This is a genomic window from Shinella sp. G-2 (assembly GCF_050172695.1).
Lineage (GTDB): Bacteria > Pseudomonadota > Alphaproteobacteria > Rhizobiales > Rhizobiaceae > Shinella.
The window spans coordinates 16467-29554 of record NZ_JBBEYH010000008.1 but is presented as its reverse complement, the minus strand read 5'-3'; the positions used below and the strand labels follow the sequence as shown (position 1 = coordinate 29554).

General features: G+C 64.0%; 11 protein-coding genes. All 11 read left to right on the top strand.

Going from position 1 to position 13088, the window contains the following annotated elements; all coding sequences use genetic code 11:
* Nucleotides 1-52: 52 nt before the first annotated feature.
* The 11 genes from sdhC (at nt 53) to odhB (ending at nt 13088) form a co-directional block, all read left to right on the top strand.
* Nucleotides 53-445 carry a succinate dehydrogenase, cytochrome b556 subunit gene (sdhC, locus tag V8U06_RS14925; RefSeq protein WP_226917510.1) on the top strand — a complete coding sequence of 131 codons (393 nt, stop codon included), beginning with the start codon at nt 53-55 and terminating at the stop codon, nt 443-445.
* A gap of 10 nt (nt 446-455) precedes the next feature.
* On the top strand, nt 456-836 hold the full coding sequence (gene sdhD / locus V8U06_RS14920; protein ID WP_226917511.1) for a succinate dehydrogenase, hydrophobic membrane anchor protein: 381 nt from the start codon (nt 456-458) through the stop codon (nt 834-836).
* Between the two features lie 6 nt (nt 837-842).
* Nucleotides 843-2684 (top strand): succinate dehydrogenase flavoprotein subunit, encoded by a 1842-nt coding sequence (gene sdhA, locus V8U06_RS14915; RefSeq protein WP_427141325.1) that lies wholly within the window; start codon nt 843-845, stop codon nt 2682-2684.
* An 18-nt stretch (nt 2685-2702) separates the two neighbouring features.
* Nucleotides 2703-3482: a succinate dehydrogenase iron-sulfur subunit gene (locus V8U06_RS14910; protein ID WP_226917513.1), complete on the top strand. Its 780-nt coding sequence runs from the start codon at nt 2703-2705 to the stop codon at nt 3480-3482.
* A 143-nt stretch (nt 3483-3625) separates the two neighbouring features.
* On the top strand, nt 3626-4171 hold the full coding sequence (locus V8U06_RS14905; protein ID WP_427141324.1) for a protease inhibitor Inh/omp19 family protein: 546 nt from the start codon (nt 3626-3628) through the stop codon (nt 4169-4171).
* Between the two features lie 34 nt (nt 4172-4205).
* A complete protein-coding gene (gene zapE, locus V8U06_RS14900) occupies nt 4206-5399 on the top strand; it encodes a cell division protein ZapE (protein ID WP_427141323.1) in 1194 nt (397 codons plus the stop codon).
* Between the two features lie 166 nt (nt 5400-5565).
* Nucleotides 5566-6528 (top strand): malate dehydrogenase, encoded by a 963-nt coding sequence (gene mdh, locus V8U06_RS14895; RefSeq protein ID WP_226917516.1) that lies wholly within the window; start codon nt 5566-5568, stop codon nt 6526-6528.
* Between the two features lie 26 nt (nt 6529-6554).
* Entirely contained in the window at nt 6555-7748 is a 1194-nt protein-coding gene (sucC, locus tag V8U06_RS14890) for an ADP-forming succinate--CoA ligase subunit beta (RefSeq protein ID WP_427141322.1), read from the top strand.
* Nucleotides 7749-7765: 17 nt separating this feature from the next.
* Nucleotides 7766-8668, top strand: coding sequence for a succinate--CoA ligase subunit alpha (gene sucD / locus V8U06_RS14885; protein WP_226917518.1), 903 nt, complete (start codon nt 7766-7768; stop codon nt 8666-8668).
* Between the two features lie 143 nt (nt 8669-8811).
* Nucleotides 8812-11808: a 2-oxoglutarate dehydrogenase E1 component gene (locus V8U06_RS14880; RefSeq protein ID WP_427141321.1), complete on the top strand. Its 2997-nt coding sequence runs from the start codon at nt 8812-8814 to the stop codon at nt 11806-11808.
* 53 nt (nt 11809-11861) lie between these two features.
* On the top strand, nt 11862-13088 hold the full coding sequence (gene odhB, locus V8U06_RS14875; RefSeq protein WP_427141320.1) for a 2-oxoglutarate dehydrogenase complex dihydrolipoyllysine-residue succinyltransferase: 1227 nt from the start codon (nt 11862-11864) through the stop codon (nt 13086-13088).

Below are 13088 nucleotides of genomic sequence, written 5' to 3'. Positions count from 1 at the left end.
TTCCGGAGAAAATTTGTCCAGTTTTGGCTCTCCGGGGTTCCGTGAGGTTCAGATGGCGAATGTCACTCGAAGCCGGCCACTCTCGCCGCATCTCCAAGTCTACAAGCCGATCCCGACGATGGTCATGTCCATCGTGCATCGCATTACCGGCGCCGCCCTCTATTTCGGCACCGTTCTCGTCGCCTGGTGGCTGATCGCGGCCGCGACGGGCGAAGCCTATTTCGACTGGGTCAGCTGGTTCTTCGGCACCTGGATCGGCCGTCTCGTGCTCTTCGGCTATACCTGGGCGCTGATGCACCACATGCTTGGTGGCCTGCGCCACTTCATGTGGGACATGGGTCGCGGCTACGAGAAGCATTTTTCCACCAAGCTCGCGCTTGCCACGCCGGTCGTCTCCGTCGCCCTGACGGTGCTGATCTGGGTCGTCGGCTATCTGGCCCGCTGAGGAGACACCCATGGACATGCGCACTCCCCTCGGCAAGGTTCGTGGTCTCGGCTCGGCAAAGGACGGCACGGAGCATTTCTGGCGCCAGCGCCTGACGGCCGTCGCCAACGTTCCGCTGATGCTGTTCTTCGTCGGCTTCCTCATCTGCTACAACGGCGCCTCCTACGCGGAAGTGACGGCCGCGCTGTCGCATCCGATCGTCGCCGTCCTCATGGGCCTCGTCGTCATTTCCGGCCTCATTCACATGAAGCTCGGCATGCAAGTCATCATCGAGGACTACGTGCATGCGGAAGGCATCAAGATCGGCCTCCTCATGCTCAACACCTTCTTCGCGATCCTCGTTGGCGGCCTCTGTCTTTTCGCCGTCCTCAAAATCGCTTTCGCAGGATAATCCATCATGGCAGCGATCTCCTCCCCGGCGGCCAACGGCAAGGCCTATGATTATGTGGACCACTCCTTCGACGTGATCGTCGTCGGCGCCGGCGGCGCGGGTCTTCGCGCCACGCTCGGGATGGCCGAGCAGGGCCTCAAGACGGCCTGCATCACCAAGGTCTTCCCGACGCGCTCGCACACCGTCGCCGCCCAGGGCGGCATCGCGGCCTCGCTGCAGAACATGACGCCGGACAGCTGGCAGTGGCACCTCTACGACACCGTCAAGGGCTCCGACTGGCTCGGCGACGTCGACGCCATGCAGTATCTCGCCATGGAAGCGCCGAAGGCGGTCTATGAGCTCGAGCATTACGGCGTGCCCTTCTCGCGCAATGCCGAAGGCAAGATCTACCAGCGCCCGTTCGGCGGCCACATGCAGAACTACGGCGAAGGCCCGCCGGTGCAGCGCACCTGCGCCGCCGCCGACCGCACCGGCCACGCCATCCTGCACACGCTCTATGGCCAGTCGCTGCGCAACAACGCCGAATTCTTCGTCGAGTATTTCGCGCTCGACCTGATCATGTCGGCCGACGGCCGTTGCACGGGCGTCGTCGCCTGGAACCTCGATGACGGCACGATCCATCGCTTCGCCGCCAAGATGGTGGTGCTGGCGACCGGCGGTTACGGCCGCGCCTACTTCTCCGCCACGTCGGCCCACACCTGCACGGGCGATGGCGGCGGCATGATCGCGCGCGCCGGCCTGCCGCTGCAGGACATGGAGTTCGTCCAGTTCCACCCGACCGGCATCTACGGCGCGGGCTGCCTCATTACCGAGGGCGCGCGCGGCGAAGGCGGCTATCTCGTTAATTCCGAGGGCGAGCGCTTCATGGAGCGCTATGCGCCGTCGGCCAAGGACCTTGCCTCGCGCGACGTCGTCTCGCGCTGCATGACGATGGAAATCCGCGAAGGCCGCGGCGTCGGCAAGAACAAGGACCACATCTTCCTGCATCTCGACCATCTCGATCCGGCCGTTCTTCACGAGCGCCTGCCGGGCATTTCCGAGAGCGCGAAGATCTTCGCCGGCGTCGACGTGACGCGCGAGCCGATCCCGGTTCTGCCGACCGTCCATTACAACATGGGCGGTATTCCGACGAACTATTGGGGCGAAGTGCTGAACGCCGACAGCCAGAACCCGGAGCGCATCGCGCCCGGCCTGATGGCGGTGGGCGAAGCCGGCTGCGCCTCGGTGCACGGCGCCAACCGCCTCGGCTCCAACTCGCTGATCGACCTCGTGGTCTTCGGCCGCGCCGCCGCCATCCGCGCCGGCCAGGTCATCGACCGCAACGCGGCGATCCCGGCGCTCGACATCGCCGCCTGCGACAAGATCATGGACCGCTTCGATCGCCTGCGGAACGCCAAGGGCGGCACGCCGACGGCGATCCTGCGCGACAAGATGCAGCGCACCATGCAGGAAGACGCCGCCGTGTTCCGCACCCAGGAATCGCTGGAAAGCGGCTGCAAGCGCATGACCGCGATCTGGAAGGAACTGCCTGACATCAAGGTCACCGACCGCTCGATGATCTGGAATTCCGACCTCGTCGAGACGCTGGAACTGGAAAACCTGATGGCCAATGCCATCACGACCGTCTACGGCGCCGAAGCCCGCAAGGAGAGCCGCGGCTCGCATGCCCGCGAGGACTATGCGACCGGCCCGCTCGGTGGCCGCGACGACGTCAACTGGCGCAAGCACACGCTGTCCTGGGTGAACGAGGCGGGCGACGTCACGCTCGACTACCGCCCGGTCCACACCGACCTCATCGCCGACGGGATCGATCCCAAGAAGATCGAGCCCAAGGCCCGCGTCTACTGAGCCCGAGGAGAACAGGACATGGTTGAACTCGCTCTCCCGAAAAACTCGCAGATGACCGAGGGCAAGGTCTGGCCGAAGCCGGCCGGCGCCACCAACACCCGCGAGTTCCGCATCTATCGCTGGAACCCGGACGACGGGAAGAACCCCTCGATCGACACCTTCTACATCGACGTCGACGATTGCGGCCCGATGGTTCTCGATGCGCTGCTCTACATCAAGAACAAGATCGACCCGACGCTGACGCTGCGCCGCTCCTGCCGCGAAGGCATCTGCGGCTCCTGCGCCATGAACATCGACGGCACCAACACGCTCGCCTGCACCAAGGGCATGGACGAGGTGAAGGGCACCGTGAAGGTCTATCCGCTGCCGCATATGCCGGTGGTGAAGGACCTCGTTCCTGACCTCACCAACTTCTATGCCCAGCACCGCTCCATCGAGCCGTGGCTGAAGACCGTCTCGCCGACGCCGGCCAAGGAATGGAAGCAGAGCCATGAGGACCGCCTCAAGCTCGACGGCCTCTACGAGTGCATCCTGTGCGCCTGCTGCTCGACGTCCTGTCCGAGCTATTGGTGGAACGGCGACCGTTATCTCGGCCCCGCCGTGCTGCTGCAGGCCTATCGCTGGCTCATCGACAGCCGCGACGAAGCGACGGGCGAGCGCCTCGACAATCTCGAGGATCCGTTCCGCCTCTATCGCTGCCATACCATCATGAACTGCGCCCAGGCCTGCCCGAAGGGTCTCAATCCGGCCAAGGCGATCGGTGAAATCAAGAAGATGCTGGTCGAGCGCCGTCTCTGACCTACATAATCACCGTTCACGAAACGTGAGGAGGCGGCCTGAGCAATCAGGCCGTTTCGTCTTGATTCATGCGGGCGATTCACGTTAATTCGGCGGGAATTGCTGCATGGCAGCAGTAACGGGCAGAGATCGGGAGTATCGACATGCGGATTCATCATGTGGCAGGCGGGCTGATGATGGCGCTTGCTCTGGCAGGTTGCCAGCGGACCTCCTCGATGGACAGCGTCAATACGCAGCAGAACCTCACGCCGCTCGAGGCGCAGCCGATCGGTACTGTCTCCTCCAGCCAGCTTCCCGACCCGACGACCGACACGACCAGCCAGTTCCCGGAAAAGCCGACGACCGACACGGCCATGGCAACCGGCACCGGCACGACGGGCACAGGCGACGCGGCCGCCGCGGGCGCGCTCGACGTCAAGAAGGAAGGCATGGTCGGCAACTGGCGCGTGGCGAATGGCGCGTCCTCCTGCGACATGTTCCTGACACTCACCAATCTCGGCAGCGGTTCGCGCGGCGGCACGCGCGGCTGCGCGGGCGAGCTCACCTCGATGGGGTCCTGGGAAGTGGCCGGCAAGCAGGTCATCCTGAAGGACCGCAACGGCAATCCCATCGCCCGCCTCTACAAGACGGCCGATACGCGTTTCGACGGTTCGACCAATTCCGGCCAGCCCGTCAGCCTTTCGCGCTGATCGTCTTCCGATACGACACGGATAATAGCCGCCCATGGGCAAGGACTGGGACAGCGGATCGACACATCCGGACCATGGCGTTTCGGATAGGCTGCAAGCCCTTGTCGCCAGTGGCGAGCTGAAGCCGGACCCGGCCCAGAAGGCGATGGCGGCGCGTTTCGACCGCCTGCTGCGCGATCTCCATGCCCAGCGGCCGGTGCGCAAATCCAGCGCGCTCGGCTGGCTTTTCGCCTCCCGCAAGCCCGAGACCGTCAGCGCCCCCAAGGGGCTCTACCTCTATGGCGGCGTCGGGCGCGGCAAGACCATGCTGATGGACATGTTCTTCGATCTGGCGCGCGTGAAGCGCAAGCGCCGGGCGCATTTCCACGAATTCATGGCCGATGTGCACGACCGCATCCACAAGCATCGCCAGAAGCTGAAGGCGGGCGAGACGAAACAGGCCGATCCGGTGCCGCCGGTGGCGGCCAGCCTCGTCGAGGAAGCAAGGCTCCTCTGCTTCGACGAGTTTTCCGTGACGGACATCGCCGATGCGATGATCCTGTCACGCCTCTTCGGCGAACTCTTCCAGCGTGGCTGCATTCTCGTCGCGACCTCGAATGTCGAGCCGGACAACCTTTACAAGGACGGCCTCAACCGCGGCCTCTTCCTGCCCTTCGTCGATCTTCTCAAGCAATATGTCGAGATCGTGCCGCTGGATTCCCTGACGGATTACCGCATGGAGAAGGATAGCGGATTGCCGGTCTTCCGTTATCCGCTCGGCGAGGCGGCGGACATGGCGCTGGATGCGGCCTGGCGGCGCGAGACGTTGGGCAAGCCCGTCGCAGCGCAGACGATCTCCTTCCGCGGTCGGAGCATTGCCGTGCCGCAGGCTGCGGGGCGCATGGCGCGCTTTTCGTTCGCCGATCTCTGCGAGAAGCCTCTGGGCGCTGCGGACTATCTCGAAATCCTCGCGCATTACGACACGCTTTTCGTCGATCACATCCCCTTCCTGGGAGCGGAGAAGCGCAACGAGACGAAGCGCTTCATCAATCTCATCGATACGATCTACGATCACCGGGCGCGGCTCTTCGCCTCCGCCGCCGCGGCCCCGGAAGCGTTGCTGGTGACGCGCAAGGGCACGGAAGGCTTCGAGTTCGACCGGACGGTTTCGCGGCTCATCGAAATCCGCAGCACGGAATATCTGGCCGACCACATGGCCCGTTACACGAAGGACGTGACGGAAGCATGACGGAAATTCTTACGTTTACGTAAGAATTTTTACATCTAACCGATTGAAAAACTTCAACTCAAAAGTATGTGTTGAATTTTTAACCTAGGAAGCGTAAGCCCTTGCGCCGAAAGGTCCCGCAATTGCGACATTGGGGACCTGTTGATCGGAGCAAGAGGAAGCTTTCATGGCCCGCAAGAAGATCGCACTTATTGGTTCTGGCATGATCGGTGGCACGCTGGCGCATCTCGCCGGCCTGAAGGAGCTGGGCGACATCGTCCTCTTCGACATCGCCGACGGCATTCCGCAGGGCAAGGGCCTCGACATTGCCCAGTCCTCGCCGGTGGAAGGCTTCAATGCCTCGCTGACGGGTGCCAGCGACTACGCCGCCATCGAAGGCGCCGATGTCTGCATCGTCACCGCCGGCGTCGCCCGCAAGCCGGGCATGAGCCGCGACGACCTGCTCGGCATCAACCTCAAGGTCATGGAACAGGTCGGCGCCGGCATCAAGAAGTATGCCCCGAACGCCTTCGTCATCTGCATCACCAACCCGCTCGACGCGATGGTCTGGGCGCTGCAGAAGTTCTCCGGCCTGCCGAAGAACATGGTCGTCGGCATGGCCGGCGTCCTGGACTCGGCCCGTTTCCGCCTCTTCCTCTCCGAAGAATTCAAGGTTTCCGTTCAGGACGTCACCGCCTTCGTTCTCGGCGGCCACGGCGACACGATGGTGCCGCTCGCCCGTTACTCGACCGTCGCCGGCATCCCGCTGACCGACCTCGTCAAGATGGGCTGGTGCACCAAGGAACGTCTGGAAGAGATCATCCAGCGCACCCGTGATGGCGGCGCCGAAATCGTCGGCCTGCTGAAGACCGGCTCGGCCTACTATGCCCCGGCCGCTTCCGCCATCGAGATGGCCGAATCCTTCCTCAAGGACAAGAAGCGCGTCCTGCCCGTCGCCGCCCACCTCTCGGGCCAGTACGGCGTCAAGGACATGTATGTCGGCGTTCCCACGGTCATCGGTGCCGGCGGCGTCGAGCGCATCGTCGAGATCGACCTGAACAAGGCCGAACAGGAAGCCTTCGACAAGTCGGTCGCTGCCGTTGCCGGCCTCTGCGAAGCCTGCATCAACATCGCTCCCGCCCTGAAGTAATCCGGTAGCCAGACAGGATTTTCCCGATGAACATTCATGAATATCAGGCCAAGGCTCTGCTCAAGAGCTTTGGCGCGCCGGTCGCCGAGGGCGTTGCGATCTTCTCCGCCGACGAGGCTGAAGCGGCTGCGAAGTCGCTGCCCGGCCCGCTCTACGTGGTCAAGAGCCAGATCCATGCCGGCGGCCGCGGCAAGGGCAAGTTCAAGGAACTGCCGGCGGAAGCCAAGGGCGGCGTCCGTCTTGCCTTCTCGATCGACGAAGCCAAGGCCCATGCCAAGGAAATGCTCGGCAACACGCTCGTCACCGCGCAGACCGGCCCTGCCGGCAAGCAGGTGAACCGCCTGTACATCGAGGACGGCGCCGACATCGACCGTGAACTCTATCTGTCGCTGCTCGTCGACCGCTCCGTCGGCCAGGTCGCCTTCGTCGTTTCGACGGAAGGCGGCATGGACATCGAGGCTGTTGCGCATGATACGCCGGAAAAGATCGTCAATGTCGCGATCAACCCGGAAGCCGGCGTCACCGCCGCCGATCTCGCCAAGCTCACCGCGGCCCTGAAGCTCGACGGCGAAGCCAAGGCTGACGCCGAAAAGCTCTTCCCGATCCTCTACAAGGCCTTTGTCGAGAAGGACATGAGCCTGCTCGAGATCAACCCGCTGATCGTCATGAAGAACGGCCGCATGCGCGTTCTCGACGCCAAGGTCTCGTTCGACGGCAACGCGCTGTTCCGCCACGACGACATCAAGGCGCTGCGCGACGAGACCGAGGAAGACGCCAAGGAAATCGAGGCCTCCAAGTGGGACCTCGCCTATGTGGCGCTCGACGGCAATATCGGCTGCATGGTCAACGGCGCAGGCCTTGCCATGGCGACGATGGACATCATCAAGCTTTACGGCAAGGAGCCGGCGAACTTCTGCGACGTCGGCGGCGGCGCCGGCAAGGAGAAGGTTGCGGCGGCCTTCAAGATCATCACGGCAGATCCGAAGGTCGAGGGCATCCTCGTCAACATCTTCGGCGGCATCATGAAGTGCGATGTCATCGCCGAGGGTGTCGTTGCGGCCGTGCAGGAAGTCGGCCTCAAGGTTCCGCTGGTCGTTCGTCTCGAAGGCACGAATGTCGAGCTTGGCAAGAAGATCCTGAACGAATCCGGTCTGGCGATCACCGCCGCCGACGATCTGGATGATGCTGCCAAGAAGATCGTCGCCGCGATCAACGGCTAACCGAAGGACCAGACCTCATGTCGATTCTCGTCAACAAGAACACCAAGGTCCTCGTTCAGGGCCTGACCGGCAAGACCGGCACCTTCCATACCGAACAGGCGCTCGCCTATTACGGCACGCAGATGGTCGGCGGCATCCACCCGAAGAAGGGCGGCGAAACCTGGACCGGCTCCAAGGGCGAAACCCTGCCGATCTTCGCTTCGGTCGCCGAAGGCCGCGAGAAGACCGGCGCGGACGCCTCCGTGATCTACGTTCCGCCGGCAGGCGCCGCGGACGCGATCATCGAGGCGATCGAAGCCGAGATCCCGTTCATCACCTGCATCACCGAAGGCATCCCGGTTGCCGACATGGTGCGCGTCAAGGCTCGCCTCGACCGCTCCTCCTCGCGCCTGCTCGGCCCGAACTGCCCCGGCATCCTGACGCCGGAAGAATGCAAGATCGGCATCATGCCGGGTTCGATCTTCCGCAAGGGCTCGGTCGGCATCGTCTCGCGCTCGGGCACACTGACCTATGAGGCCGTGTTCCAGACCTCCAACGAGGGCCTCGGTCAGACGACGGCCGTCGGCATCGGCGGCGACCCGGTCAAGGGCACCGAGTTCATCGACGTGCTGGAGATGTTCCTGGCCGACGAAGCCACGACCTCCATCATCATGATCGGCGAAATCGGCGGTTCGGCCGAAGAAGATGCGGCGCAGTTCCTCATCGACGAAGCCAAGAAGGGCCGCAAGAAGCCGATGGCCGGCTTCATCGCGGGCCGTACGGCGCCGAAGGGCCGCACCATGGGTCACGCCGGCGCCGTCGTTTCCGGCGGCAAGGGCGATGCGGAATCCAAGATCGCGGCGATGGAAGCGGCGGGCATCCGCGTTTCGCCTTCGCCGGCGCGCCTCGGCAAGACCCTCGTCGAAGTCCTCAAGGGCTGAGAAACGAAACTGGATGGGCCGGCTGAAATGCCGGCCGATCCGTCTCTTCCCGGCGCGAAGCGACAGCGGCGCCGGGCGGCAAGCCGGGGAAAGCCCGGTCAACACGATCGTTCGGGAGGCGGGCGCGGCGCCCGCAAAACACCATGGCACGGCAAGACGCCAACGAACAATTCCTGGCCACGTCCTTCCTCGACGGGGCGAACGCAGCCTATATCGAACAGCTCTACGCCAAGTACGAGGCGAACCCCGCCTCCGTCGGCGAGGAATGGCAGGCCTTCTTCAAGGCCCTCGAAGACCAGCCCTCCGACGTGATCAAGGCGGCCAAGGGCGCCTCGTGGAAGCGCGCGAACTGGCCCATCGCCGCCAACGGCGAACTCGTCTCGGCGCTCGACGGCAACTGGGGCGTCGTCGAGAAGGTGCTGGAGAAGAAGGTGCAGGCAAAGGCCGAGGCCGCTGCCGCCCAGACCGGCACGCCCGTCAACCAGGCCGACGTCAACCAGGCGACGCGCGACTCGGTGCGCGCCATCATGATGATCCGCGCCTATCGCGCCCGCGGTCACCTGCATGCCAAACTCGACCCGCTCGGCCTTGCCGCACCGGTCGAGGACTATAACGAGCTTTCGCCTTCGAACTACGGTTTCGAGGACAAGGATCTCGACCGCAAGATCTTCATCGACAACGTGCTCGGCCTCGAATACGCGACCGTGCGCGAAATGGTCGAAATCCTCGAGCGCACCTATTGCTCGACCATCGGCGTCGAATTCATGCATATCTCCAACCCGGAAGAGAAGGGCTGGATCCAGGAACGTATCGAAGGCCCGGACAAGGGCGTCGACTTCACGACCGAGGGCAAGAAGGCGATCCTGCAGAAGCTGATCGAGGCGGAAGGCTTCGAGCAGTTCATCGACGTCAAGTACAAGGGCACCAAGCGTTTCGGCCTCGACGGCGGCGAAGCGCTCATCCCGGCGCTGGAGCAGATTATCAAGCGCGGCGGCCAGATGGGCCTGAAGGAAATCGTGCTCGGCATGGCGCATCGCGGCCGCCTCAACGTTCTGACCAACGTGATGGCCAAGCCCCACCGCGCCGTCTTCCACGAGTTCAAGGGCGGCTCCTACGCGCCGGACGACGTGGAAGGCTCGGGCGACGTGAAGTACCACCTCGGCGCTTCCTCGGACCGCGAGTTCGACGGCAACAAGGTGCACCTGTCGCTGACCGCCAACCCCTCGCATCTCGAGATCGTCAACCCGGTCGTCATGGGCAAGGCCCGCGCCAAGCAGGACCAGATGGCGACCGTCTTCGAGGGCGACATCATCCCGCTGCGTGAGCGCGCCAAGGTCATGCCGCTGCTGCTGCACGGCGATGCGGCCTTCGCGGGCCAGGGCGTCGTCGCCGAAATCCTCGGCCTTTCGGGCCTGCGCGGCCACCGCGTCGCCGGCACGGTGCATGTCATCATCAACAACCAGATCGGCTTCACCACGAACCCGGCCTTCTCGCGCTCCTCGCCCTATCCGTCGGATGTGGCGAAGATGATCGAGGCGCCGATCTTCCATGTGAACGGCGACGACCCGGAAGCGGTGACCTATGCCGCCAAGGTCGCGACCGAATTCCGCATGACGTTCCACAAGCCGGTCGTGCTGGATATCTTCTGCTACCGTCGCTTCGGCCATAACGAAGGCGACGAGCCCGCGTTCACCCAGCCGAAGATGTACAAGGCGATCCGCGCCCACAAGACGGTCGTCAATCTCTATGGCGCGCGCCTCATCGCCGAGGGCGTCATCAGCGAGGGCGAATTCGAGAAGATGAAGGCCGACTGGCGCGCCAATCTCGAAACCGAATTCGAGATCGGCCAGTCCTACAAGCCGAACAAGGCCGACTGGCTGGACGGCGCCTGGTCGGGCCTGCGCTCGGCCGACAACCAGGACGAACAGCGCCGCGGCAAGACCTCCGTGCCGATGAAGCAGCTCAAGGAGATCGGCCGCAAGATCGCGACGATCCCGGAAGGCTTCAAGGCCCACAAGACGATCCAGCGGTTCATGGACAACCGCATGCAGATGGTCGAGACGGGCGAAGGCATCGACTGGGCAATGGGCGAAGCGCTTGCCTTCGGTACGCTCTGCGTCGAGGGCACCAAGATCCGTCTCTCCGGCCAGGACTGCGAACGCGGCACCTTCTCGCAGCGCCATTCGGTTCTCTACGATCAGGAGAGCGAAGACCGCTACATCCCGCTTGCCAACCTCTCGCCGACGCAGGCCCGTTACGAGGTCATCAACTCGATGCTCTCGGAAGAAGCGGTGCTCGGCTTCGAGTACGGTTATTCGCTGGCCCGCCCGAATGCGCTGACCCTCTGGGAAGCCCAGTTCGGCGACTTCGCCAACGGTGCGCAGGTCGTCTTCGACCAGTTCATCTCGTCGGGCGAACGCAAGTGGCTGCGCATGTCGGGCCTCGTCTGCCTGCTGCCGCACGGCTATGAGGGCCAGGGTCCGGAACACTCCTCCGCCCGCCTCGAACGCTTCCTGCAGCTCTGCGCGGAAGACAACATGCAGGTCGCCAACGTCACGACGCCGGCGAACTACTTCCATATCCTGCGCCGTCAGGTGAAGCGCGACTTCCGCAAGCCGCTGATCATGATGACGCCGAAATCGCTGCTGCGTCACAAGCGGGCGATCTCCTCGCTGTCGGAAATGGCGGGCGAAAGCTCGTTCCACCGCCTGCTGTGGGACGACGCCGAGGTCATCAAGGACGGCCCGATCAAGCTCCAGAAGGATGCCAAGATCCGCCGCGTCGTGATGTGCTCGGGCAAGGTCTATTACGACCTTCTGGAAGAGCGCGAGAAGCGCGGCATTGACGACGTCTACCTGCTGCGTCTGGAACAGCTCTACCCGTTCCCGGCCAAGGCGCTGATCAACGAGCTTTCGCGCTTCCGCAACGCCGAGATGGTCTGGTGCCAGGAAGAGCCCAAGAACATGGGCGCCTGGGCCTTCATCGACCCCTATCTGGAATGGGTGCTGGCGCATATCGACGCCAAGTACCAGCGCGTGCGCTACACCGGCCGTCCGGCCGCCGCCTCGCCGGCGACGGGCCTGATGTCCAAGCACCTCGCGCAGCTTGCCGCCTTCCTCGAGGACGCGCTGGGCGGTTGATCCGCCCGGCCCTATGTACTCACGACAAAGACACGAACAACGGAACTCAACTCATGGCTACCGAAATCCGCGTCCCGACTTTGGGCGAATCCGTCAGTGAAGCGACCGTCGGCACCTGGTTCAAGAAGGTCGGCGATACCGTGAAGGCCGACGAGCCGCTCTGTGAGCTCGAAACCGACAAGGTGACGATCGAAGTACCGGCGCCTGCCTCCGGCGTTCTCGCCGAAATCACCGCCAATGCCGGCGACACCGTCGAGCCGGGCGGTCTGCTTGGCCAGATTTCCGCTGGCGCATCCGCCGGCGCCGCCGCACCGGCTGCCGCCGAGAAGGCCGTTGCCGCAGCGCCCGCCGCCGAAGCAAAGCCTGCCGCTGCCGCGGCCATGCCGGCTGCTCCGGCCGCCGCCAAGCTGCTCGCCGAAAACAAGCTCTCGGCCGATCAGGTCGACGGTTCCGGCAAGCGCGGTCAGGTCCTGAAGGGCGATGTCATCGCTGCCGTCGCCAAGGGCATCACGGCGTCGGGGGCTGCTGCCGCCGAGCCGGTCAAGGTCGCTGCCCGCCCGGCGTCTTCCGAAGCCGATGCGCCGCGCGAAGAACGCGTGAAGATGACGCGCCTGCGCCAGACCATCGCCAAGCGCCTCAAGGATGCCCAGAACACCGCCGCCATGCTGACCACCTACAACGAGGTGGACATGTCGGCCGTGATGGACCTGCGCAACCGCTACAAGGACCTCTTCGAGAAGAAGCATGGCGTCAAGCTCGGCTTCATGGGCTTCTTCACCAAGGCCGTGACCCACGCGCTGAAGGAATTGCCCGCCGTCAACGCCGAGATCGACGGCACCGACATCATCTACAAGAACTACTGCCATGTCGGCGTCGCCGTCGGCACGGACAAGGGTCTCGTCGTTCCGGTCGTGCGCGATGCCGACCAGATGTCGATCGCCGAGATCGAGAAGGAAATCGGCCGCCTCGGCAAGGCCGCCCGTGACGGCGAGCTTTCCATGGCCGACATGCAGGGCGGCACCTTCACCATCTCGAACGGCGGCGTCTACGGCTCGCTGATGTCCTCGCCGATCCTGAATGCGCCGCAGTCGGGCATCCTCGGCATGCACAAGATACAGGAACGCCCGGTCGTCGTCGGCGGCCAGATCGTCATCCGTCCGATGATGTATCTCGCGCTCTCCTACGATCACCGCATCGTCGACGGCAAGGAAGCCGTGACCTTCCTCGTGCGCGTCAAGGACAGCCTGGAAGATCCGGAACGCCTCGTTCTCGATCTCTAA

Coding starts and splice junctions, on each gene's coding strand:
- sucD (WP_226917518.1), top strand. CDS start 7,766: ATGTCGATTCTCGTCAACAAGAACACCAAGGTCCTCGTTCAGGGCCTG.
- V8U06_RS14910 (WP_226917513.1), top strand. CDS start 2,703: ATGGTTGAACTCGCTCTCCCGAAAAACTCGCAGATGACCGAGGGCAAG.
- zapE (WP_427141323.1), top strand. CDS start 4,206: ATGGGCAAGGACTGGGACAGCGGATCGACACATCCGGACCATGGCGTT.
- odhB (WP_427141320.1), top strand. CDS start 11,862: ATGGCTACCGAAATCCGCGTCCCGACTTTGGGCGAATCCGTCAGTGAA.
- sdhC (WP_226917510.1), top strand. CDS start 53: ATGGCGAATGTCACTCGAAGCCGGCCACTCTCGCCGCATCTCCAAGTC.
- sdhA (WP_427141325.1), top strand. CDS start 843: ATGGCAGCGATCTCCTCCCCGGCGGCCAACGGCAAGGCCTATGATTAT.
- V8U06_RS14880 (WP_427141321.1), top strand. CDS start 8,812: ATGGCACGGCAAGACGCCAACGAACAATTCCTGGCCACGTCCTTCCTC.
- sucC (WP_427141322.1), top strand. CDS start 6,555: ATGAACATTCATGAATATCAGGCCAAGGCTCTGCTCAAGAGCTTTGGC.
- V8U06_RS14905 (WP_427141324.1), top strand. CDS start 3,626: ATGCGGATTCATCATGTGGCAGGCGGGCTGATGATGGCGCTTGCTCTG.
- mdh (WP_226917516.1), top strand. CDS start 5,566: ATGGCCCGCAAGAAGATCGCACTTATTGGTTCTGGCATGATCGGTGGC.
- sdhD (WP_226917511.1), top strand. CDS start 456: ATGGACATGCGCACTCCCCTCGGCAAGGTTCGTGGTCTCGGCTCGGCA.